The following is a 23,000-nucleotide window of genomic DNA, read 5'->3' on the forward strand; positions in this document are numbered from 1 at the left end:
ACCCCGCCCGGATGTCCCCCCGGGCGGGGTCAACCGTTTTAGCGCCAGGACCGCTCTGCTACGGCTTGGCCCAGACTGCCCTTCCGATTGCACGTTTCGCGTGTCAGAATGTGAATGGGTAGCTGGAGGGCGAGCGTGAATTGGCGGGTCTTGGTTGGATCGATCCTGATTGCGATCCTGACATCGACGCAAGCATCTTCCGAGACGGCGCCGCAGGCGCATGGAGTGCCTCCGGGCGACAGCCGGCCCGCCGTGGACGTCGAACTCGTCATCGCGGTCGATATTTCCTACTCCATGGAAATGGAAGACCTGGCAGCTCAACGGGACGGCTTTTCCAAGGCCATCGCCTCGCGGGAATTTCTTCAGGCGTTGCGGGCCGGCCCAATCGGCAAGATCGCGCTGAGCTATTTCGAATGGTCAGCCACGAACGACCAGAAGATAGTCGTCCCCTGGCGACAGATCGACGGACCGGAAGCGGCCAACGCTTTCGCAGACGAGCTGATGAAGGCACCAATCCTCCGAGGGTCGCGCACGTCGATTTCGAGCGCGATCAAGTTCGCCATGCCGCTGTTCGAGCAGAACCCATACCGTGGCTCGCGCCAGATCATCGACATTTCGGGCGACGGTCCCAACAACGTGGGCGATCCAGTCGCCACAGCGCGCGACGCAGCGTTGCAGCAGGGCATCGTCATCACCGGCCTGCCGGTCTTGATCAATGCGACGCCGAACGGGACGACCGATATCAGCCATATCGAGCACATCGACTGGTACTACGAGGATTGCGTCATCGGCGGACCTGGCTCTTTTGTCGTGCCGATCATCGATCGCGAAAATTTCAACGGGGCGATCCGGACCAAGCTGGCGCTCGAGGTCGCAGGCCTCACTCCGAAACGATCGACTGCCCCGTCTGTCGACAAGGAGCCGCGGGTTCTCTGCACGATCGGCGAGATGCTTTGGCAGGAGCGGTGGAATACGATCGTTCCGGCAAGCAAGGATACGAGCAGTCCGCCCATCAAGGATGCCTCCTCCCTCGACAAGCAAATGAGCAAGGACGACGCGATGCTCAACAAGAAGATCAAGGGCATCTGCCGCGGCTGCTAGCAGTCTGATCGTTAGGCGGCAAGCGACCGCCGACCTTTCCGGCTTCTCGCATTTGTCTGCCCTGGATATGTCTCCAACCAGGACTCAGCCCCCTATTCCCAGGCCAAGATTTCTCGCCTCCCGGTCAAACCGATGTTGCAGTCCCGTCACACCGAGGTGGGAACCATCCTCTGCGGCAATCCGCATCAGTTGCTATTGCGAATTAATCGCAATAAGGTTCACAACAAGCTCAGGGGCTTGGGAAGAAGTCGCGCCGGATCGAGATCATCTCGTTCGATCGCGGAGCATCCAAGCCTGATGACAGGGTCGCCGCGAATCGGCAGGGATAGTGCGGCGGGTGGACACATTCGCGTTGGGGGCGTGCGTTTTGACGTTGAGGGGTCACCGTTACAGGTATTTGCGAACGGCCGCGGCGATTGCCTCGGGCGTATTGGCTTTTCCCGTCGCTGGCCGCGCGGCCGATCTGCCGCTGAAGGCACCGGCCTTGAAGGCGGTCTATGACTGGACCGGCCTCTATATCGGCGCGCATGCCGGCTACAGCCTCGGTTCGTCGCGCTTTGCGCTGAACGACGGCACCGGGATCAACGACAGCGGCGTCTTCAGCGGCATGATCGGCGGCGTGCAGGCCGGCTACAATTACCGGCTCAATTCCGGCTGGCTTGTCGGCGTCGAAGGCGATTTTTCGTTTCCGAACTACATCACCTCGAACTCGATCGTTTCCTTTCTCGCGACACCCGCCAACACCGTCACGCAGCAATGGGACTACACCGCGAGCCTGCGCGGCCGCGTCGGCTACACCAGCGGTACCTGGCTGGTCTACGCCACCGGCGGCTTTGCTTGGATGGGCGAGCGCTATTTCGACACTCCGGCCGCAGGCGAAGTCCCGAAAATCCTGAACACGAGGCCCGGCTGGATCGCGGGTGGCGGCATCGAATACGGTTTCGCGCCGCATTGGAGTGCACGGGTCGAATATCTCTACAGCCGCTTCGACGGCGCCAATGTCGCCTTCTCCACAGGCGCCCAATACAATTCTTCATCGCTCGACTTGCAGTCGATCCGGCTCGGCCTCAACCGCAAGGTCGATTGGCCGGGCATGCCGAGCTACAATCCCAAGAGTTCCGGGATCGGTTCGCTGATCGACACGGAATCGCATCGCTGGGAGATCCACGGCCAGAGCACGTATCTGCCGCAAGGCTACCCGTCGTTCCCCGCCCTCTACACCGGGCCGAATTCGCTCTCGCCATCAAGACAGGCCAAGGCGACCTGGAGCAACAGTCTGTTCCTGAACGCGCGGCTCTGGGACGGCGGCGAGGTCTATTACAATCCCGAACTGCTGCAGGGATTTGGATTGAACGACACGGTCGGCGCGGCCGGTTTCCCCAACGGCGAAGCGCAGAAGTCGAACTTCCCCTATCCGCACTACAACACATCGCGCCTGTTCGTGCGCCAGACATTCGGCTTTGGCGGCGAGCAGGAAGAGCTTGCGAGCGGCCAGTTGCAGCTCGGACAGAAGGTCGACGTATCCAGGCTCACGGTGCAGGCCGGCAAATTCCCGGTGGTCGACGTGTTCGACGGCAACGCCTACGCCAAGGACACCCGCAAGGACTTCATGAACTGGTCGCTGTGGGCGCCAGGCGCCTTCGACTATTCCGCCGACAAGGTCGGCCTCACCTACGGCGTCACCGCCGAGCTGAACCAGAAGCAGTGGGCGTTGCGCGGCGGCTACTTCCTGATGGTCGCCGAGTCCAATTCGAATCATTTCGACACCAGGGTCGGCGAGCGCGGCCAGTACGTGCTCGAGCTCGAAACGCGCTTCTCGCTGCTCGGCCAACCCGGCAAGCTCAGGACCATAGGCTGGCTCGACAGCGCCAACATGGGCAGCTTCCGCGAGACGCTGGACAATCCCGCGCTCAACCTCGACATCGCACAGACCCGGCGCGGCCGTCTGAAGTATGGCTACGTGCTCAACCTCGAGCAGGCGATCACCGAGGATGTCGGTCTGTTCAGCCGTTGGAGCTGGAACGACGGCAAGACGGAGACGCTAGCCTTCACCGACATTCACCGCAGCCTGTCCGCGGGATTGTCGATCAAGGGCACGAAATGGGGCCGGCCCGATGACGTGATCGGCGTCGGTGGCGCCGTCAACGCCATCTCGCAGGATTATCGCGACTTCCTGGCTGCCGGTGGCCTTGGCGTTCTCATCGGCGATGGCGCGCTCAACTACCGCCGCGAGCGCATCCTCGAAACCTATTACGCCTACGCGCTGAATAAGAGTCTCACCCTCACCGCCGACTACCAGCTCATCGTCAACCCCGCCTACAACGCCGACCGCGGCCCGGTGTCGGTATTCTCCGGCCGGCTGCACGGCGAGTTCTGAGCGCGGTTCAGAACAACAGCGCGACGCCGGAGACGAACAGCAGCGCGAGCACGATCTTGCGGAATGTGGCCTCGTCGATGCGGCCGAACAGTTTCAGCCCGAGCCACGTTCCCGCAAGGAGAAACGGCAGGCCGAGCGCGAACAGCTTTGCGGTCTCCAGCGTGAACGAACCTTTGGCGCCCAGCAGCAGCGCCGCAATGGCAAACACCACGACCGCGACCGGTTGGAACGTGGCGCGCTGAACATCCTTGGGCAGGCCGCGCAGATTGCACCAGATGGTGATGATGATGCCGGCGAGGCCGGTCAGGCCGCCGAGCAGGCCGTTGACGAAACCGATCGTCATGTCGGCGGCCGGCGGCACGATGGTCGCGACCTTGAGCTGCGGCCTGAAGAACGCGTAGAGGCTGTAGACAATCAGGATCGCCCCAACCGCGATGCGGACGCTCTTTGGATCGGCCGAGGTCAGCAGTGACACGCCGAACGGCACGCCCAGGAGGGCACCGATCATGAAGGGCCACAGCCGGCGCCAGTCGAGCGCGCTGCGCAGCTTCCAGACCGAGTAGCCCTGCACCAGGAGGCCGAAGCCGACGATCAGGCTGGCGCTTTGAAGCGGCGTCAGCACGTAAAGCCACAGCGATGCCGCGACGAGGCCGAAGGCAAAGCCGGAGAGGCCGGCGACGAACGCGCCGGCGAAGGTGGCCAACAGGAAAAGCGGTAGCTCGATCGTGATCCCGTCCATTGCTCGCTCCAAACATCAGCGAGCAGCGCTTGCGTGGGATCACCACTTCACGGGGAGGCTGCGACATCCCCGGTGGCGCGAGCCTAGGTGAAGCCGCTTACCTTCACAATGACCTTCTTAGGCGGCCCGGATCGCGTCCAGAAATTTCCCGACCTCGATCTTGAGACGGCTGCTCTCGCCGGACAGCGACTTCGCGGACGCGAGCACGGTGGAGGAGGCCGATCCGGTCTGACTCGCGCCGCGCTGCACGTCGACGATGCTGGCGGAGACCTGTTGGGTGCCGCGTGCCGCCTGCTGCACGTTGCGGGAAATCTCCCGCGTCGCTGCGCCCTGCTCCTCGACCGCAGAGGCGATCGCCGATGCGATCTCCGACATGCGGGTGATCGTGTCGCCGATCGACTTGATGGCGCCGACCGAATCCTCCGTCGCGCTCTGGATACCCGTGATCTGCTGGCTGATCTCGCCGGTGGCCTTGGCGGTCTGCTCGGCGAGCGCCTTGACCTCGGAGGCGACCACGGCGAAGCCGCGCCCGGCCTCGCCGGCGCGCGCCGCCTCAATCGTCGCATTGAGCGCAAGAAGATTGGTCTGGCCCGCGATCTGGCTGATGAGCTCGACCACGTCGCCGATCCGGCCGGCAGCCTTGGCGAGCTCGCCGACATAGTCGTTGGTCCGCGCTGCCTGCTGCACCGCTTCGCTAGCCACGCGCGCGGAATCCTGGACCTGCCGGCCGATCTCGTCGACCGAGGACGCCATTTCCTCCGCGGCCGCGGCAACGGTCTGCACGTTGGTGGAGGCCTGCTCGGAGGCGGCCGCGACGGTCGCGGTGACCTTTTCCGATTGATCGGCGGTGCTCGTCAGCGTTCCCGCCGACACTTCCAGCTCCGACGAAGCCGACGACACCGTGTTGATGACGTCGCCGATCAACGCTTCGAAATCGCGCGCGATCTGGTCCATGCGCTGGCTGCGCCGGAGTTTCGCCTCGGCTTCGACCGCGGCGGCCTCGTCGGCGGCCTTCTTGGCGGAGAGCGAGTCCTTGAAGTGCTGGAGCGAGCCCGCCACCTGGCTGATCTCGTCATTGCGGCCCGTCACGGGAATCTCGACCTCGTGCTGCCCAGCGGCAAGCGTTGCGATCACGTCCGCGAGCCGGCTCAGCGGCGTCACCACGCGCCGGCGCAGCATCATGGTCACGCCACCGAGTGTCCCCAGCAGCGCCAGCACCGCCACGCCCGCGAGCGCGAGCATCGCAAGCGCGCCGTCGCGCGCGGCCGAGGCGCGCTCGGCAGCCTCCGCCAACGCGGCATCGCGCACGCCGTAGAACATCTGGATGGCGGGCACAATGACTGTGGCCAGCTCTTCGGCGTTGATGCCGTACTTGCCGTCGCCACGTGCCGCAGGCATCTCCTTGTCCACGGCAGCGGCTGCTTTCCCGAAATAGGAATCCGTCGCCGCCTTCAGCGCGGTGGCGATGCGGGGCGGGCTTCCGAGCTGGTCGATACCGGCCTCGATGCGCTCGCGGTCGGCCTCGACACGTCCCTGCATCCTATCCATCAGCGAAAATTCAGCCGCCGTGAGCGGTCGGCGTGCGCTCAGCGCCGGCGACAGCGAGGCGGCGCGACTGCCGGCCGAGACGCGCAGATCCTGCGCCGTTCGCGCCAGGCCCAACAGCGCCGCAAGCGAGGAATCGGCATTGATGACCTTCGCTTCGAGCCGGTTCATGATCGGCTCGATATTGCCGATGACCTCGGCAACGCCCGGCAGGAAGCCCTTGGTCGCAGCGCTGTCGCGTGTCGCCAGCGGAACGCTCATCGCGCGATCTGCCGCCGTGGTGATATCCTTGAGCCGCCGCGCGGTACGGTCCAGGTTTTCGATCATCGCTCCGGAATCATCCAGCACCATGATGGCGCGCCTTGCCCCCTCGAACGCGGCATCGGCCGCCTTCGCGGCCTTCGCGGCGGCTTCGATCTGGACCTGCGTCGCAGCGTTCTCCTGGAAAATCGGGGAGATGTAGGGGGCACGAAGGCTAGCAATGTGCTGACTGACCGTCAGGGTCGCACCAAAGGCGTCGACCGTCTTGATCGCGTCGGAGCGGTTCGCGAAGATACGCGCCTGGGGTATCAGCACCTCGGCGCCAAGGACGACTGCAAACACCGTCACCGTCAGCATCGACAGCGCAAAGAGCTTCCCGATCCGCATCTGATCCCCCGAATACATTCCTGCAAATGCCGAAAACCTAGCCGGTTGCCGCTAAGAGCCCGTTAAGCAACGGCATGCCCGTAGTTCCGCGGGGTATTGGGCTTCGAGCACCTTCCGGGACGGCGTCGCCGAGGTTCCCTCGCGGTGCCGGATGCGACAGAATCATCGGCATTTTTTGCTCGAATACCTATATCAATGCCTGTGCTGCCATCCGCGCCACACTCCCTTACCTCGGAACATCAATGCTCTCGGCCGAACTCGCTATCGTCGTCGTCCTGATCGTCATCAATGGCTTGCTGTCCATGTCCGAGCTGGCCGTGGTCTCGTCACGTCCGGCCCGGCTGTCGATGCTCGCCGCCAAGGGCGTCCGGGGCGCCGAGCGGGCGCTGACGCTCGCGGCCGATCCCGGCAAATTCCTCTCGACGGTGCAGATCGGGATCACGCTGGTCGGCGTCCTCTCCGGCGCGTTCTCGGGCGCGACGCTCGGACAGCGGCTGACGCAATGGCTGCTCGAGCTCGGCCTGTCCGCAGGAATTGCCGACATCGTCGGCGTGGGCCTGGTTGTCACGCTCATCACCTACGCCACCCTGATCGTCGGCGAGCTGGTGCCGAAGCAGGTGGCGCTGCGCGACCCCGAGAGCATCGCGGTCAGGGTTGCACCCGCGATGCACGTGCTTGCGAAGGTCTCGCTGCCGCTGGTCTTCCTGCTCGATCTCTCCGGCAAGCTGATCCTCACGTTGCTCGGCCATGGCGGCAAGTCCGAAGAGAAGGTGTCGGAAGACGAAATCCATCATCTAGTCAGCGAAGCCGAAAGCGCGGGCGTGCTCGAGTCAGGTGAGAAGGAGATGATCGCGGGCGTGATGCGACTCGGCGACCGGCCGGTCGGCGCGATCATGACGCCGCGCACGGAGGTCAACGAGATCGACCTGAACGATACGCCGGAGAGCATTCAAGCGACCATCGCCAAGAGCCCGCATTCACGCTTTCCGGTGTCCGACGGCGACCGCGACAAGCCGATTGGCGTGCTTCAGGCCAAGGACCTGCTGGTCGCCTTCATGAACGAGCGCACGCCGGATTTGCGGGTGCTAGTTCGCGAGGCGCCCGGCATTCCCGCGTCGGCCGATGCCCGCGACGTGCTGGCGATCCTGAAGGCTGCGCCGGTGCATGTCGGCCTCGTCTACGACGAATACGGCGCCTTCGAAGGCATCGTGACGACGGCTGACATTCTGGAATCGATCGTCGGCGCCTTCCATTCCGAGGAAGGCCCGCCGGAACCGGCCTACGTCAAGCGCGCGGACGATTCGCTGCTGGTCTCAGGCTGGATGCCGGTCGACGAATTCGGCGAGCTGCTCGGCATCGAACTGCCGCCGCACCGTTACAACACGGTCGCCGGCCTGGTGCTGCAACAGTTCAACGTGCTGCCCGGTGTCGGCGACGCCTTCGACTTCGGCGGCTGGCACATCGAGGTGGTCGATCTCGACGGGCGGAGGATCGACAAGATTCTCGCGAGCCGGCGGAGCGAAGTAGAGACGGGGTGAGCGAGCGGCGACGTGTTGCGCTAGACCCTCACCCGAACCTCACGCCGATCCGCTTTTCCTTGCGCCAGATCACAGTGCAGGCGAGATGTTTTCCATCGGCTTGGACGAACAGGCTGAAATGGTCGGGGATGCCGACGGGACTGCTGACGTCGAGCGCGGCGCCGGTATCGGACAGGTTGCGGATGGTGCAGTCGATCGCGCCGCCGCCGCCGAACTCGATCGTTCCGGCCTTCAGCACGCGATGCCTTGCCTTGTCGCGCCGCTCGTCCATGGGGACAATCTACACCCAAAGTTGAACCAGGCGTTAAACGCAGCCCACATCGCGATGCCTTTACGCGCGGGGCCTGCGGCTTTGCCAGTGGACCGGCGCCCTACAGCGCCGGCTGGAACGTCTCCGTCCGCGCCATACGCCAGGCATCGCGGAAGCGCGGGTCTTCGGTGCCTTCGAGCAGCTCGCCCGGACGCAGCGACGGATAGAGCTGCGCGAAAGATTTCACGTCCGTCGTCGAGGTGCGTTGGGAGAAGTGGATCGGGCGCAGCTGCTGCGGATGTTCGAGACCGGCCGCAGCGATGAGCTCGGTCAGCGAGTGCAGCGTGGCAAGGTGATAATTGTGCACGCGGTCGATCTTGAGCGGCACATAGAGCGCGCGCGCCCGCGTCGGATCCTGGGTCGCGACGCCGGTCGGGCAGCGGTCGGTGTGGCAGCTCAGCGACTGGATACAGCCGAGCGAGAACATGAAGCCGCGTGCCGAATTGCAATAGTCCGCGCCGATCGACATGGCGCGTGCCATGTCGAACGCGGTCGCGATCTTGCCGGAGGCGCCGATCTTGATGCGGTCGCGCGCGTTGATGCCGATCAGCGCGTTGTGGACGAAACTGACCCCCTCCCGCATCGGCATGCCCAGATGGTCCATGAACTCCAACGGCGCGGCGCCGGTGCCGCCCTCGTTGCCGTCGACGACGATGAAGTCGGGATAGATGCCGGTCTCGATCATCGCCTTGCAGATCGCCAAAAATTCCCAGGGATGGCCGATGCACAGCTTGAAGCCGGTCGGCTTGCCGCCGGAGAGCCTTCGCATCTCGCCGATGAACTGCATCATGCCAACAGGCGTCGAGAAGGCGCGATGCGAGGCCGGCGAGATGCAATCCTCGCCCATGGCGACCCCGCGGATCTTGGAAATCTCCTCCGAGACTTTCGCCGCCGGCAGCACGCCGCCATGACCGGGCTTGGCGCCCTGACTGATCTTGAGCTCGACCATCTTGATCTGGTCCTGGCTCGCGACGCGCGCGAAGGCTTCGGGATCGAAGGCGCCGTCGAGATGACGGCAGCCGAAATAGCCCGAGCCGATCTCCCAGATGATGTCGCCACCCATCTCCGCGTGATAGGGGCTGAAGCCGCCCTCGCCGGTGTCGTGCGCGAAGCCGCCCTTCTTGGCGCCGGCGTTCAGCGCGCGCACGGCGTTCGGGCTGAGCGCGCCAAAACTCATCGCGGAGATGTTGAACACCGAAGCCGAATACGGCTTGGCGCAATCCGGACCGCCGATGGTGACGCGGAATTTCTCCTCGGCATGCGTCTTCGGCGAGACCGAGTGATGCATCCACTCATAACCCTGGCGGTAGACGTCCTCCTGGGTGCCGAACGGACGCTTGTCGAGCTGCATCTTGGCGCGCTGATAGACCACCGCACGGATGTCGCGCGAGAACGGCATGCCGTCCTTCTCGCTCTCGAAGAAGTACTGCCGCATCTCCGGGCGTATCTCTTCGAGCAAAAAACGGATATGCGCCGAGATCGGGTAGTTGCGCAGAACGGCGTGGCCCTTCTGCATGAGGTCGCGGACGCCAAGCAGCGTCAAGGCGCCGAAGATCAGGATCGGGATCAGCAGGATGTCGAAGATCTTGCGGTCGGCGATGCCGATGCCGATCAGCAGCGCGGTGACCACCGCGCAGATCGTCAGGACGATGAACCGTGGGGAGAATGGCAGCAGCAGGGTTTCCATGATCCCCTCTTCCGCCAGCGGCAGTCGTTTGGGCGATACGTTGGGCGATTCCTGCGTCTTATGCTCGTCGGCCACGATTCCCATCCTCTCGCCAGCATGAGGCGGTACGATACGCCCGCGCCTGTCATACGGATATGACGCGGCGGTTGTTTCACGCTAGCGAATTCGGCGGGGATAAATCAATCAGCCCGATGGGCGGGCTTTTGCGGTGCAGCAGAGGCTGGGCCGACGACCACACTCACCGCGGTCATCCCGGCCCCCGTGCGCAATTGCGCTCTAGGCCGGAACGACCAGAGAACGCGGCGATTACCGCTCGACGAACGCCTTTTCGATCACGAAATGGCCGGGCTTGTTACCGGAGCCCTCGACGAAGTCGCGGCCCTCGAACATCAGTTTCAGCTCTTCGAGCATCGCAGGGCTGCCGCACATCATGATGCGGTCGGTCGCGATGTCGAGCGGACCCTGGCCGATGTCGTTGAAGATCTGCTCGGAGCTGATGAGGTCGGTGATGCGACCGCGGTTCTTGAACGGCTCGCGGGTCACGGTCGGGTAGTAGATGAGCTTGTCCGCGAGCAACTCCCCGAACAGTTCGTCCTCGCGAAGACCGGCGACGAGCTTCTCGCCATAGGCGAGCTCGGAGACCTGACGGCAGCCATGCACCAGCACGATGCTGTCGAACTGGTCGTAGACCTCGGGATCCTTGATCAGGCTGGCGAAGGGCGCCAGGCCCGTGCCGGTCGAGAGCAGCATCAGCCGCTTGCCGGGAATGAGATTGTCGGTGATCAGCGTGCCGGTCGCCTTGCGGCCGACCAGGATGGTGTCGCCTTCCTTGATCTTCTGGAGACGCGACGTCAGCGGGCCGTCCTGAACCTTGATCGAGAAGAACTCGAGCTCTTCCTCGTGATTGGCGCTCGCCATGCTGTAGGCGCGGAGCAGCGGGCGGCCCTCAACCTCGAGGCCGATCATCGCGAACTGGCCGTTCTGGAAGCGGAAGCCGGAATCGCGGGTGGCGCGAAAGCTGAACAGGGTGTCGGTCCAGTGCTGGACGGAAAGAACCTTCTCTCGGTAAAACGCGCTCATGATTTTCGATATTCCGAATAATTGCGGTTTTAGGGCAAAAAGCGTTGCCCTGCCCCTGAAAGCGGAGCGGACACCATTGCCATGGCGGAGGATTTCGCGTGTGTGATCTACGCCATTGAGACCAATAATCAACCTCGTTCCGGATGCAATTGATGCCGGTCAAACCGGCATTTGCGGCGGAAATGGTCACATCATTAATGGATCTGCTGTCCGGCGCATGCGGAGGGCAATTTCTTTTCCATCCGGGGCTCGAATACAGCACTAAATTTCCGTGGCGCTCGCGAGAATTTCATTAAGAATAGCTCTGATTTATCGCCGGTCTGGCGCCGTTTTCCGCATTTTTGCGGCTTTTGGCGACAACATCGACTGGAACTGGCGACTGCGACTGGCGACTGAGACACATGGCGAGCGGCGAGCGGATCTTCGTCCAGGCGATCAAGCGCTATTGCGCGACCCACGGCATCGCGCTCGATGTCCGCGCCGATGGCTGGCTGCTCGCGATGCGCCGGGGCGAGCAGCGCCTCTTCGCGTTCGGCTACGACGTCGGCCTCAACAGCGCCATCGCGCATCGTCTAGCCAACGACAAATCGGCCACCGCCGAGGTGCTCGCCCTCGAGGGCGTACCCTGCATTCCCCATCGCCTGTTCCTGAATCCCAAGTTGGGCGAGAAGGTTGTCGGCGTCGCCTGGCGAGAGGGAATGCTGGCGCTGCTTCACGACAATCCGCAAGGCGTGGTGGTGAAGCCGAACGAGGGGACATCGGGACGATCCGTCTTCAGGGTAACGACGGAAACAGAGCTCGATCGTGCGGTTGGCGAAGCCTTTTCGATGAGCGCCGGTCTCGTGCTCTCGCCTTATGTCGTGATCGAGGACGAAGTTCGCGTGGTACTGCTCGATGATGTGCCACTCGTCGTCTACAGCAAGCAGCGTGGCTCGGATTGGCGGCACAATCTCGATGCGGGTGCAAAGCCCGTGCTGATGCAGGACGGCGATCTTCGCACAGCCTGCGCAAAGCTCGCCATCGACGCCGCCAATGCCATCGGCATCACCTTCGCCTCGATCGACCTCGTGCACGTCGACGGCGTCTGGCGCGTGCTCGAGATCAATTCCGGCGTGATGATGGAGACGCTGGCGAAGCTGCATCCGGAGCTGGTGCAGACGACGTACGATGCGGCGCTGAATCGGGTGTTTGGGGACAAACACTGAGCGACGCGCGCTGACGACTTCAACTCATCGCCAGCCGATACGCAGCTCTCGCATTCACGCCGAACGCCTTCTCCCGCACCTGCGGCCCGAGCTTCATCAGGCAGGCCTCAAGCGCATTCTTGATCTCCCCATAGCTCCCCGCGAGCAAACATACCGGCCAATCCGAGCCGAAGATCAGGCGATCCTCGCCAAAGCATGTCGCGGCGTGCGCGACGAACGGAAACAGCAGTTCCGCATCCCAGTCGCTCCACACCGCTTCCGTCGCCAGCCCCGAGACCTTGCACCAGACATTGCCGCACGCCGCGAGAGCCGCGATGCGCTCGGACCATTCGTCGCTTCCGCCATCGGCGATCGGCGGCTTGGCTGCGTGGTCGAGCACGAAGCGCGCCTGCGGGAAGGCTTGTGCGGTTGCGATCGCGGCCGGCAGCTCGCGGGTGCGGACCAGGAAATCGTAGGCGAGATCGTGCGCGAACACGGCCGTGAGGCCGCGCTGGACGTCCTCGCGCAACAACCACTCTGGGTCGGCCTCGTCATGAACTTGGTGGCGGATGCCGACCAGCTTGTCGCCGCCGGGCGAGGCGCGCAACTGCTCCAGCGTTTCGCCAAGTGCAGCATCGGTCAGATCAACCCAGCCGACGACGCCGATCACTGAGGGCGTCGCATGCGCGATCCGCAAGAATTCCTCGGTCTCCGCGAGCTCCGAGCGGCACTGCACCAGGATGCTCGCATCGATGCCGTTCGCGCTCAAAAGCGGCGCGAGATCGGCCGGACCGAAGGCACGCCGGATCGGCGTGAGCTCGGGCGCGTCCATCCAGGGATAGTCGGCCCGCGCGGGATCCCAGAAATGCTGATGAGCGTCGACGATCATGCCTTACGCTCCGCCCGGTAATGGCGCGCGGGCGTCGACGAATTTTCGCGCACGCAGCTCCTGCCAGAACGCCGCGGGCACCGCCGTCTCCGACATCGCGATGTTATCGGCAACTTCCGCGGCGTTGCGCGCGCCCATCACCGCGACCGTGACTGCCGGATGGGCCATGCAGAACTGCAGCGCGGCGGCTTTCAGCTCGGTGCCGTGCTTGCGGCAGAGTTCGTCGAGCGCGAGCGCACGAGCGACGAGTGCCGCATCGGCGTCCTGATAATTGAACTTCGCGCCCGTGTGGGGATTGGCCAGGATGCCGCTGTTGTAGATGCCGCCGAGCAGGATGCCGATGTTCTTGGAGGCGCAGACCGGGAACAGCGCATCCAGCGCGCCCTGGTCGAGCAGCGTGTAGCGGCCGGCGAGCAGGAAGCAGTCGACCGGAACGGCCTCTGCAAACCGGACCAGCATTTCCGACTGGTTCATGCCGGCACCGATCGCCTTGACGGTGCCGGCAGCGCGCAGGCGCTGGAGCGCGCGGAAGGTGCCGGCGACGGCGTCGTCGTAATGATCGTCGGGATCATGCACGAGCAGGACATCGACGCGGTCGAGCCCAAGCCGCACCAGACTTTCCTCCACCGATCGCATCACGCCGTCATAACTGAAATCGAACACCGGCCGCTCGCGCGACGTACCCTTGTAATGCTCGTCCTCCACGGCAGTGCCATCGGGCGCGCGCAGCAGACGGCCGACCTTGGTCGAGATGGCGTAGGAATCACGCGGCTGTCGCCGCAGGAATGCGCCAAGGCGTCGCTCCGCGAGACCAAAGCCGTAGAGCGGCGCGGTATCGAAGAAGCGGATTCCGAGCGACCAGGCGCGGGCGATCGTCGCTTCCGCATCGGCATCGCTGACGGGGGTGAACAAGCCGCCAAGCGGGGCGGAACCGAGGCCGAGTGAGGTGACATCGAGAGAGCCGAGCGGCGACCTTTTCATTCCCATTGCCTCAACAGTCTTCCCCAACAGCCAAAATCATCTCTCCCGCTTGCGAAAAGCGCAAGCGGGAGAGGCACGCGAGGAGCGCGGGGCTGGCGACGCTCCTACTTCAACATCTGCGCAACGTTGTCCTTGGTCACGAGATCGAGGCCGGTATAGACGATCTCCGGCACCTTCTCGCCTTTCTTGATGGCGAGCAGCGTGTCCATCGCCTTCTCGCCCATCTCGAACGGACGCTGGCCGACCAGCGCATTGGCATAGCCATCGCGCAACAGCTCGAGCTGCATTTTCAGCGTATCGGCGACGACAAGCGTGAACTTGCCGGAATCGATATCCTTCTTGTACCTGGACGCGAAGGCCTTGAAGCCTTCGGGGGCGAACATCGGCCAGCCGCCGATGGGAACGATCGCGGCGAGATCGGGCGTCGCAGTGCGCATGTCAGTCATCTGCTGAACCGCCAGCGCGGGATCGTCGTTGCAGAAGGTCGGAGAGCCCGCGACCTCGGTCCATTTCGAGCCCTTCAGCGCCTCCCGGACGCCGTCGACGCGTTCGGCGAGGTTCTTGGCGCCGGGACCGCCCGAGACCATGGCGTATTTGCCGCCGTCGGGCCGCAGCTTCAGGAGCTGCTTGCCGAGGGCGACGCCGAACTCCTTGTTGTTGGTGCCGATATAGGCGATGCGCTTGGCGCCGGGCGCATCGGCGTCGAAGGTGATGACGGGGATGCCGGCGGCGGTCGCCGCGTCGATTGACTTGGTCATCGCCGCGACGTCGGCAACCGAAATGGCGAGGCCGTCGACCTTCTGGGTGACGAAGTCCTGGATGATCTGGGCCTGCGTCGCCGGCTCGTGCTCGACCGGCCCCTTGTAGATGCACTCGATATTGCCGAGTTCCTTGGCACGCTTCAGGCAGCCGTCTCGCGCGAAGTCGAAGAACGGATTGTTCATCGCCTTGGGCACGATCACGAACCGGTAGTTTGCGGCAAACGCCGGGGTAGCCATCATCGCGACGGCGATTCCGGCAAGAACAAATTTCCTCATCGTCTCCTCCACCCTTCTTTGGCGCCTGTCCTCTTGAGATCGTCCGGGAAGCGGACAGGCGGCATTTTCGTTGCCGTCCCGGAACGACGTCGTTTCAGATCATCCGCGAGCGGATGCGGTCGACCAATACGGCCAGGATGATGATCACGCCCACCAGCGTCTGCTGCCAGTAGGAGCTGACCTGGGCGAGCACGAGGCCGTTGCGGATCACCTCGAGCAGCACGCAGCCGACGATGGCGCCGAGTGGACCACCGATGCCGCCGGCGAGATTGGCACCGCCGATGACGGCCGCAGCGATCACGTTGAGCTCGTAGGACGTCGCCATGTTGGCCGGCGCCGATCCGAGCCAGCCGGAGATGATGATGCCCTGGAGGCCTGCGGCGAGCGCGCAGATCACATAGACCTCGATCTTCACCCGCACGACCGGGATGCCGGTGAGTTCGGCCGCCTTCTCGTTGCCGCCGAGCGCGAACACGTGACGGCCGAACGAGCTGTGATGCAGCACCACGGCCATCGCCAGCGCGAGGACGATCAGATAAATGAACGGCACGGGCACGCCGAGCACGTCGCCCGAGGTAAGCGCGTAAAAATAACCGGCATCCGGCCCGCCCGGAAAGCTGCCGCGTCCGTTGGAGACGACATAGCCGAGCCCGCGCACGATCGAGAGCATGCCGAGCGTGGTGACGAACGGCGACAGGCCGAGCACCGCGATACAGAAGCCGTTGACGAGGCCGGCGAGCAGCGCGACGCCGAGGCCGGCGAGCAGCGAGACCAGCAGGATCAGGCCGGGGACATTGGCGAGCACGGTCTTGCCGTCGGCCGCCATGTGCACGAACAGGGAGCCCGCGGGCGAGCCGGGCGCCGACAGCTCGGTCATCACCATCGAGGTGACCATGGCGGAGAAGCACATCATGGAGCCTACGGACAGATCGATGCCGCCGGTGATGATCACGAAAGTGACGCCGAGGGTGGCAATGGCGATGAAGGAGAAATTCTTCGCCACATTCTGCATGTTGCCTTCGGTGAAGAAGTACGGGCTGGCGAAATGCATGACCACCAGCAGCACGGCGAGTGCGAGCAGGACATAGCCGGTCTGGGACGCGAAGATGCCGCGCTGCCACCATCTGATCCGGCCGACATTGGTGAAGCTGATCGGGGATTCCATGGGCATGGCCATCACGCCGCCTCCTTCGCGCCGGTGATCAGGGCGGTGACTTCCTCGGGAGAGGTTTGGTGGATGGGCTTGTCGGCCCGCTTTTCGCCGCGGCGCATGACGATCACGCGATCGCACACCGCGAACACGTCGGGCATGCGGTGCGAGATCAGCATCACGGCAACGCCCTGCTCCTTCAGCCGGTGGATCAGGCCGAGCACCTGCTCGACCTGGCGGACCGAGATCGCGGCCGTGGGTTCGTCCATCATGACCAGCTTCGCGTTGGAGAGCCGCGTCCGCGCGATCGCAACCGCCTGGCGCTGGCCGCCCGACATCTGCTTGACGAGATCGTCGGGGCGCGTCTCCGAGCGCAGCTCGCCGAACAGCTCCAGTGCACGCGCGGCCATCGCCTTGTGGTCGAGCAACGCGAACGGCCCGATCCTGCGCTTCAGCTCGCGGCCGAGAAAGACGTTGGCCGCTGCGGTGAGATTGTCGGCCAGCGCAAGGTCCTGATAGACCACCTCGATGCCGACGCCGCGGGCATCGACGGGCCGGTTGAAATGAACCGCGCTGCCGGCGAAGCGGATTTCGCCGTGGCTGGGGCGGAAATTGCCGGCGATGATCTTGACCAGCGTCGACTTGCCCGCGCCGTTGTCGCCCATCAGGCCGACGACCTCGCCGGGGAGGACCTGCATGTCGACATCATGCAGCGCGCGGATCGCGCCGAACTCCTTGCCGATGCCGGTCAGCTCGAGGACCGGTGTCGCTTGTGCATTTGTCATCAGCGGCCTTCCTCAGACGTAGCGGTTGACGAGGGATTCCAGATATTCTTGCCGGCCCGAGCGCGGCTGCGGGTCAAAGCCCGGGCCATGCGCGCGGTCGGCAAGTTCGGCGAGCGAGCGCTGGCCGCCGAGAATGGCGCTGCCCTCGGGCCCCGCCCATCCCTCGTAGCGTTTCGCAAGCGGCACAGTGAGCGCGCCGGAATCGAGCATGTCTGCGGCGGCAAGCAACGCGCGCGCGCAGGCATCCATCGAGCCGACATGGGCGTGGATCAGATCGTCGGGATCGATCGACTGGCGGCGGATTTTGGCGTCGAAATTCAGCCCTCCGGAGGTGAAGCCGCCGCGGCTCAGGAGCTCGTGGAACACCAGGGCAAGCTCGGGCACGTTCATCGCGAACTGGTCGGTGTCCCAGCCAAGCAGATCATCGCCGCGGTTGATGTCGAGCGAGCCGAACACGCCCAACGCCTCCGCGAGCGCAACCTCGTGATGGAAGGAGTGGCCGGCGAGGATGGCATGGTTCTGCTCGATGTTGAGCTTGACGTCCTTCAGCAGGTCGTAACGCGCGAGGAAGCCGTAGCAGGTGGCGACGTCGAAATCATATTGGTGCTTGGTCGGCTCCTTCGGCTTCGGCTCGATCAGGATCGGTCCTTTGAAGCCGATCTTGTGCTTGTGCTCGACGACCAGCGAGACGAAGCGGCCGAGCTGGTCGAGCTCGCGCTTGAGATCGGTATTGAGCAGCGTCTCGTAGCCCTCGCGCCCGCCCCACAGCACGTAGTTCTGGCCGCCCAGACGGTGCGTCACCTCCAGCGCGGCGCGGACCTGGCCGGCGGCATAGGTGAATATCTCGGGGTCCGGATTGGTGGCCGCGCCCGCCATGTAACGGCGATGCGTGAACAGATTGGCGGTGCCCCAGAGCAGGCGCACTTTGCTCGAGGCCATCTTCGCTTCGAACAGATCGGCGATGGCATTGAGGTTGGCGACGGATTCGCCAAGCGAGTTGCCTTCCGGCGCCGCATCGACGTCGTGGAAGGTGAAGAAGGGCACGTCGAGCAAGCGAAACAGCTCGAAGGCGACGTCGGCCTTGGCGCGCGCCTGCGCCATCGCATCGGTGCCGTTATGCCAGGGCCGCAGGAACGTCTCGCCGCCAAAGGGATCGCCGCCGGGCCAGCACAACGAATGCCAATAGCAGACCGCAAAGCGCAGATGGTCCTCCATCCTGCGGCCATGAACGAGGCGGTCCTTATCGTACCAGCGGAAGGCGGGCGCGTTGCCCGCATCCTTGCCGGCGAAGGCGACAGGTACGCTTGTATCGAAGAATTTCGCTGACGCATTCACTTAGGCACACTCCTTCAACGCAGGATAAAGCTCGCGCCAGCGGCGATAGGCCTCGTCATAGGCCGCGCTGACCGATGCGCGAGGCGTAAAGCTCGCGAGCCGCCGGGGACGGGTGCAAACCGCAGCCGCGTCTTCGCCGGTGGCGGCGAGCCGGCCGAGCCTGGCGGCGCCGAGTGCCGCCCCGACCTCGCCCTCCTCGACGCGGTGGACGGGAATGCCGAGCACATCGGCGCAGATCTGCGCCCACAGCGGCGAGCGCGAGCCGCCGCCGACGAGATCGACCTCGGCAAGCGGTCCGCTGGCCGCGCTCAGCGCCGCCAGATTGTCGCGCGCGGCGAATGCGACGCCTTCGAGCACGGCCTGAACGATCTGGGAGCGCCCGGTCGCACCGCGCAGGCCGACGAAGGCACCGCTGGCAGCGGCATCGTTGTGCGGCGTGCGCTCGCCGTCGAGATAAGGCAGGAACTTGACCGGGCTCGGTCCATCGACGCGCTCGCCGAGCGGCGCCAGCAGCGCTGCGGCCGGAACCTCCATCACGCCCGCGAGCCAGGCCAGCGACGCCGCCGCCGACAGCATCACGCCCATCTGGTGCCAACGGCCGGGCAGTGCGTGACAGAACGCATGGACTGCCGAGGCCGGCGCCGGTGCAAACCGATCCGTGACGCGGAACACCACACCTGAGGTTCCCAGCGACAGGAACGCATCGCCCGGCGCGATGGCGCCGAGCCCGATCGCGCTCGCGGCGTTATCGCCGGCGCCGCCGGCGACCACGACATCCCTAGCCATGCCCCAACGTTGCGCGTAGTCCGGCGCGAGCGTCGCGCTGACCTCGCTGCCTTCGACAAGGCGCGGCATATGATGGAGATCGAGCCCGGTGGCATGCAGCAGCAGGGCCGACCAGCGGCGCAGACCGACATCGAGCCACAGCGTGCCGGCCGCGTCCGACATGTCCTCGATCATCTCGCCGGTCAGGCGATAGCGGACATAGGCCTTCGGCAGCAGCACCTTTGCGACGCGCGCGAAGATTTTCGGCTCGTGCCTGGCGACCCAGAGCAGCTTCGGCGCGGTAAAACCGGGCATGGCCAGGTTGCCGGCGATCGTGTGCAGCGACGGGCAGCGCCGCTCCAGCGCGACGCATTCGGCGTGCGAGCGGCCGTCGTTCCAGAGAATCGCGGGACGCAGCGGCCGTCCGTCCTCGTCCAGCAGCGTCGCGCCGTGCATCTGGCCCGACAGCCCGATGCCGCGCACCCGCGCGACCTCGCGCGGATGGCGGGCGGCAAGATCGTCAACCGCGCAGACCGCCGCATCGACCCAGCCATCGGGATCCTGCTCGGACCACAGCGGCGCGGGATGCGACAGCGCAAGCTCGCGCGCCGCCGTCGCGACAACCGCGCCGGCTTCACTCACGAGCACCGCTTTCACACCTGATGTGCCGATGTCGATACCGAGATACACGCCATCCTCCCTTTCGCCTGTTGCGGTGCGCGAACTCAAAGTCGCCTTATCCGCAACGGGTCGTTTCGAATTCCACCTGACGCTAAGGCAGATTGTCCCGCATCACGATGTCGATCCTGATCTTCTCCTGTTCGCGCAAGATCGGCTCACCACGGGCGAGCGCGAGCAGCACGCGCACGGCGGCGCGCGCTTCATGTCCGGGGTTCTGCGAGATCGCGGCATGCATCACGCCCTGCAGCAGCAGCCGGCGCGTCAGCGCGGTGACGTCGTGCCCGACGAACACCACCTGCCTGTCGCGGCCGGCATCGCTCAACGCCTTCTCGTTCAACGCGTTGGCGACGCCTTGCGTGCCGGCGCCGACATTGTAAAGACCCACGATGTCGGCATGCCGGCTCAACAGCCGCGCCAACAATTGTTCCGAACGCGCGTCCTCGTCGCGTCCTTCGAGCACCGGCAGCACGCCGAGGCCGGGGAATTCCGACGCCATCACCTGGTTGAAGCCAAAAATGCGCTCGGCATGGTCGCGCAGGCCCTGCGAGCCCGCGACGATCGCGACCTTGCCGGACTTTTGTCCGACCAGCCGCCCGACCAGCGCGCCGGCGGTGCGCCCCGCGGCAATGTTGTCGATGCCGACATAATGGTGCCGGCGCGACGACGGCACGTCCGAGACCAGCGTCACGACACTGGTGCCGGCATCGACGAGATCGTCGATCGCGGCGCGGACGCCGGGATGATCCAGCGCCACCACGGCGACGCCGTCGTAATCATCCGAGAGCCCTTCCAGGGAAGCCGCGAGCACGGACGGATCGAACACGTCGGTTGCGACCGTCTCGACGCCGAGGCGGCGGGACGACAGCCAGCCCGACATCTCGCCGAGATAATCCTGGATCTGCTGCATGAACGGGTTCGGCCCCGACGGCATCACGAAGGCGAAACGGCGGGCGCGGCCGCGGGCGAGCTCGGCGGCGGCCACATGCGGCTGGAACGAATTGCGCTCGATCGCCTCTTTGACGCGCCGGACGGTATCCGGCCGCACGCCCGGGCGATTGTGCAGGACGCGGTCCACCGTCGCGAGGCTGACGCCGGCCTGGCGGGCGATGTCCTTCAGCGTCAGCGCGGTCGTGGTGAGCGTATCGGCCATGACTGAAGGCTAGCAGAGGTGTTTTGAGGTACGCAACTCATTTTGAGGGACGGCACGCATTTTCCCGCAGCCGAACCTAGGAACAGCCTCTTCCGTCCGCCGTTGCTGCCGCGTGCATAACGATATCACCCATGATCCCGGCGAGGGATTGAGCCCGACGCTCGAGCGCAACATCCAGGCCCTGGTCGAGCGCCGCCGCCGCGAGCAGCGCGGTGCCAGGGGTCAGGAAAAACTTGCCGATGCGATCACGGCGTTCACCGGCAGCATGGCGTTCGTCTACCTCCATGTCGCGGTGTTCGGCTTCTGGATCATCGCCAATCTGCATTGGCTGCCGGGAATCCCGGCCTGGGACGAAAGCTTCGTGGTGCTGGCGATGATTGCTTCGGTCGAGGCGATCTTCCTGTCGACATTCGTGCTGATCTCGCAGAACCGCATGAGCGCAGCAGCGGACAAGCGCGCCGATCTCGATCTCCAGATCAGCCTTCTCGCCGAGCACGAATTGACCAAGGTAGCCCGCCTCCTCACGCAAATCGCCGAGCGGCTCGACGTCCAGCCCGATGCGAAGCGGGATCTGGAGGAGGCAAGCCGCGACATCGCCCCCGAGCGCGTGCTCGACAGGATCGAGGAGACGCGCTCCTGAGCTAACGGCTCGCCGACAGATCCAGGGTCAGGAACAGGCTGTTGGGATCCTCGACATAGCCCTGGAACGGGCCGCACAGGACAAAGCCATGCGCCTGGTAGAGCGCGTGCGCCGGCTTGAAATAGTCCCACGAGCTCGTCTCGAGGCTGAGCCGCGTCAAGCCGCGCGCGCGGGCCTCCACGATAATGTGGCGGAGCATCTGGCCGCCAAAGCCGCGCCGCCGCGTGGTCTGAAGCGTATGCATCGACTTCACCTCGCCATGCTCGGCTGACAGCGTCTTCAGCGCACCGACGGCGACCCACGTCTCGCCGTCCCACCCGGTCCAGAACGCCACGTCGGGCGCGCGCAGCCCAGAGAGATCGAGCGCATGGGCGCTGCCCGGTGCGGTCTGCGCCCGCGCCGCCGTGACGTGATGATCGAGCAGCGCGATGACGCGCGGATCAAAGGTGTCGCCGGTGCGGATCTGCATCGTCAGGGGCTCACATCTTGCCGTAGGACGCGCCGCGGCGCGTGATGATGACGTAGCGGGCGTCCTGTCTGGTCTCGTTCTCGAAGATCACCGCGCGCATCACATCGAAGTCGAGGCAGTCGCCCTCGCGCAGGCGAACTGCCTTGGCGTCGATATGCACGGCGATCGCGCCCTCCAGCATCAGCAGTTGCTGCGTGAAGGCATTGCGCCCCCAGGGGCTGTACGGCACCCGCGCACCCGCCGGCAAATCGACCACGATGATCTCGATGCCGCTCGCCGCGTCCGTCGGCGAGGCGTGCCGACGGCGATAGCCGCTGTCGGGATCGCGCCAGTGCGGCTGGTCGGCGAGCCGCACCAGCCGCTCCGGCGGCTTTTCGGCCAGTGCGACGACGTCGCTGAGCGACACGTCGAGCGCGGCGCAAAGTTTTCCCAGCAGCGCAGCCGTCGCACTGCTCTGCGCCCGCTCCACTCGCCCGATCATGGCCCGGCTGACGCCGGACCGCGTGGCAAGCTCATTCAGCGTCATGCCGGCCTGCGTCCGCAGCGTCTTCAAGCGACGACCGATCGCGCGATCGAGCTTTTGCTGGTCCATTCCTTGTAAGTCCTGACTTTCATCCGAACGCGGCGCGGCGCGGTGACCGCAAGCCACCAGGCGAGAGGAGCTTAGCCGAGAGAGCGGCGGGTGCCGGTCACGAGGGGCTAATATATTGGAAACTTGGTCTGACGCACGCGAGAGAACATCGGGCTTCGTCGCTCAAGCTTCGAAGGGCATCCTGCTTCGCGCTGCCGGAATATCGACGTCCTGCGAAGCGCCTTGGCGCGAAGCAGGATGGAGCGGGCGAAGGGAATCGAACCCTCGTATGCAGCTTGGGAAGCTGCCGTTCTACCATTGAACTACGCCCGCGGATG

General features: G+C 64.9%; 21 protein-coding genes and 1 tRNA gene. 6 read left to right on the top strand and 16 right to left on the bottom strand.

What is annotated here, in order from left to right:
• Positions 1-135 precede the first annotated feature (135 nt).
• The gene (locus GWG67_RS07100) at positions 136-1,101 is read left to right on the top strand and encodes a DUF1194 domain-containing protein (protein WP_275168415.1); all 966 of its coding nucleotides are present in this window, start codon (positions 136-138) and stop codon (positions 1,099-1,101) included.
• A gap of 397 nt (positions 1,102-1,498) precedes the next feature.
• Complete coding sequence (locus tag GWG67_RS07105; RefSeq protein WP_275168416.1) at positions 1,499-3,478, top strand: carbohydrate porin; 1,980 nt, start codon at positions 1,499-1,501, stop codon at positions 3,476-3,478.
• A 7-nt stretch (positions 3,479-3,485) separates the two neighbouring features.
• On the opposite strand, the gene GWG67_RS07110 is transcribed toward GWG67_RS07105, so the two are convergent.
• Positions 3,486-4,217: a sulfite exporter TauE/SafE family protein gene (locus tag GWG67_RS07110; protein WP_275168417.1), complete on the bottom strand. Its 732-nt coding sequence runs from the start codon at positions 4,215-4,217 to the stop codon at positions 3,486-3,488.
• Positions 4,218-4,334: 117 nt separating this feature from the next.
• The gene (locus GWG67_RS07115) at positions 4,335-6,410 is read right to left on the bottom strand and encodes a methyl-accepting chemotaxis protein (RefSeq protein WP_275168418.1); all 2,076 of its coding nucleotides are present in this window, start codon (positions 6,408-6,410) and stop codon (positions 4,335-4,337) included.
• Between the two features lie 242 nt (positions 6,411-6,652).
• Between GWG67_RS07115 and GWG67_RS07120 the strand changes: the two genes are divergently transcribed.
• Positions 6,653-7,948 carry a hemolysin family protein gene (locus GWG67_RS07120; RefSeq protein ID WP_275168419.1) on the top strand — a complete coding sequence of 432 codons (1,296 nt, stop codon included), beginning with the start codon at positions 6,653-6,655 and terminating at the stop codon, positions 7,946-7,948.
• Positions 7,949-7,976: 28 nt separating this feature from the next.
• Here the strand turns inward: GWG67_RS07120 and GWG67_RS07125 are convergent, their stop codons facing one another.
• From GWG67_RS07125 to GWG67_RS07135, 3 genes are all read right to left on the bottom strand, one after another.
• A complete protein-coding gene (locus GWG67_RS07125; protein ID WP_027565868.1) occupies positions 7,977-8,219 on the bottom strand; it encodes a PilZ domain-containing protein in 243 nt (80 codons plus the stop codon).
• Between the two features lie 100 nt (positions 8,220-8,319).
• Complete coding sequence (locus GWG67_RS07130; RefSeq protein WP_275168420.1) at positions 8,320-10,029, bottom strand: FMN-binding glutamate synthase family protein; 1,710 nt, start codon at positions 10,027-10,029, stop codon at positions 8,320-8,322.
• Positions 10,030-10,251: 222 nt separating this feature from the next.
• Positions 10,252-11,025: a ferredoxin--NADP reductase gene (locus tag GWG67_RS07135; protein ID WP_007597827.1), complete on the bottom strand. Its 774-nt coding sequence runs from the start codon at positions 11,023-11,025 to the stop codon at positions 10,252-10,254.
• A 152-nt stretch (positions 11,026-11,177) separates the two neighbouring features.
• Here GWG67_RS07135 and GWG67_RS07140 point away from each other — a divergent pair, with 152 nt between their 5' ends.
• Together GWG67_RS07140 and GWG67_RS07145 are read left to right on the top strand one after the other, a co-directional pair.
• The gene (locus GWG67_RS07140) at positions 11,178-11,321 is read left to right on the top strand and encodes a hypothetical protein (protein WP_275168421.1); all 144 of its coding nucleotides are present in this window, start codon (positions 11,178-11,180) and stop codon (positions 11,319-11,321) included.
• A 105-nt stretch (positions 11,322-11,426) separates the two neighbouring features.
• Positions 11,427-12,230: a RimK family alpha-L-glutamate ligase gene (locus tag GWG67_RS07145; protein ID WP_275168422.1), complete on the top strand. Its 804-nt coding sequence runs from the start codon at positions 11,427-11,429 to the stop codon at positions 12,228-12,230.
• A 19-nt stretch (positions 12,231-12,249) separates the two neighbouring features.
• On the opposite strand, the gene GWG67_RS07150 is transcribed toward GWG67_RS07145, so the two are convergent.
• The 8 genes from GWG67_RS07150 to GWG67_RS07185 all read right to left on the bottom strand — a co-directional run bounded on the left by GWG67_RS07150 (position 12,250) and on the right by GWG67_RS07185 (position 20,982).
• Positions 12,250-13,098 carry an amidohydrolase gene (locus GWG67_RS07150; protein ID WP_275168423.1) on the bottom strand — a complete coding sequence of 283 codons (849 nt, stop codon included), beginning with the start codon at positions 13,096-13,098 and terminating at the stop codon, positions 12,250-12,252.
• Positions 13,099-13,101: 3 nt separating this feature from the next.
• Positions 13,102-14,079, bottom strand: a complete 978-nt coding sequence (locus GWG67_RS07155; RefSeq protein ID WP_275168424.1) for an aldo/keto reductase — start codon at positions 14,077-14,079, stop codon at positions 13,102-13,104.
• A 104-nt stretch (positions 14,080-14,183) separates the two neighbouring features.
• Positions 14,184-15,116, bottom strand: a complete 933-nt coding sequence (locus GWG67_RS07160; protein ID WP_275168425.1) for a sugar-binding protein — start codon at positions 15,114-15,116, stop codon at positions 14,184-14,186.
• Between the two features lie 94 nt (positions 15,117-15,210).
• Entirely contained in the window at positions 15,211-16,293 is a 1,083-nt protein-coding gene (locus GWG67_RS07165) for an ABC transporter permease (protein WP_275168426.1), read from the bottom strand.
• Positions 16,293-17,051: an ATP-binding cassette domain-containing protein gene (locus GWG67_RS07170; protein WP_007597833.1), complete on the bottom strand. Its 759-nt coding sequence runs from the start codon at positions 17,049-17,051 to the stop codon at positions 16,293-16,295. Before GWG67_RS07170 ends, GWG67_RS07165 begins: the two co-directional genes overlap by 1 nt.
• A gap of 12 nt (positions 17,052-17,063) precedes the next feature.
• Positions 17,064-18,386, bottom strand: coding sequence for a xylose isomerase (gene xylA / locus GWG67_RS07175; protein ID WP_275168427.1), 1,323 nt, complete (start codon positions 18,384-18,386; stop codon positions 17,064-17,066).
• Positions 18,387-19,841: a xylulokinase gene (gene xylB / locus GWG67_RS07180; RefSeq protein ID WP_275168428.1), complete on the bottom strand. Its 1,455-nt coding sequence runs from the start codon at positions 19,839-19,841 to the stop codon at positions 18,387-18,389.
• An 82-nt stretch (positions 19,842-19,923) separates the two neighbouring features.
• Positions 19,924-20,982, bottom strand: coding sequence for a LacI family DNA-binding transcriptional regulator (locus tag GWG67_RS07185; protein WP_275168429.1), 1,059 nt, complete (start codon positions 20,980-20,982; stop codon positions 19,924-19,926).
• A 112-nt stretch (positions 20,983-21,094) separates the two neighbouring features.
• Between GWG67_RS07185 and GWG67_RS07190 the strand changes: the two genes are divergently transcribed.
• Positions 21,095-21,622, top strand: coding sequence for a DUF1003 domain-containing protein (locus GWG67_RS07190; protein ID WP_275168430.1), 528 nt, complete (start codon positions 21,095-21,097; stop codon positions 21,620-21,622).
• 1 nt (position 21,623) lies between these two features.
• Here the strand turns inward: GWG67_RS07190 and GWG67_RS07195 are convergent, their stop codons facing one another.
• The 3 genes from GWG67_RS07195 to GWG67_RS07205 form a co-directional block, all read right to left on the bottom strand.
• Complete coding sequence (locus GWG67_RS07195; RefSeq protein ID WP_275168431.1) at positions 21,624-22,091, bottom strand: GNAT family N-acetyltransferase; 468 nt, start codon at positions 22,089-22,091, stop codon at positions 21,624-21,626.
• A gap of 10 nt (positions 22,092-22,101) precedes the next feature.
• On the bottom strand, positions 22,102-22,683 hold the full coding sequence (locus GWG67_RS07200) for a helix-turn-helix domain-containing protein (RefSeq protein ID WP_275168432.1): 582 nt from the start codon (positions 22,681-22,683) through the stop codon (positions 22,102-22,104).
• Positions 22,684-22,921: 238 nt separating this feature from the next.
• Positions 22,922-22,995, bottom strand: a tRNA-Gly gene (locus tag GWG67_RS07205).
• Between the last annotated feature and the right edge of the window lie 5 nt (positions 22,996-23,000).

Source organism: Bradyrhizobium sp. CSS354 (genome assembly GCF_029051725.1).
Lineage (GTDB): Bacteria > Pseudomonadota > Alphaproteobacteria > Rhizobiales > Xanthobacteraceae > Bradyrhizobium.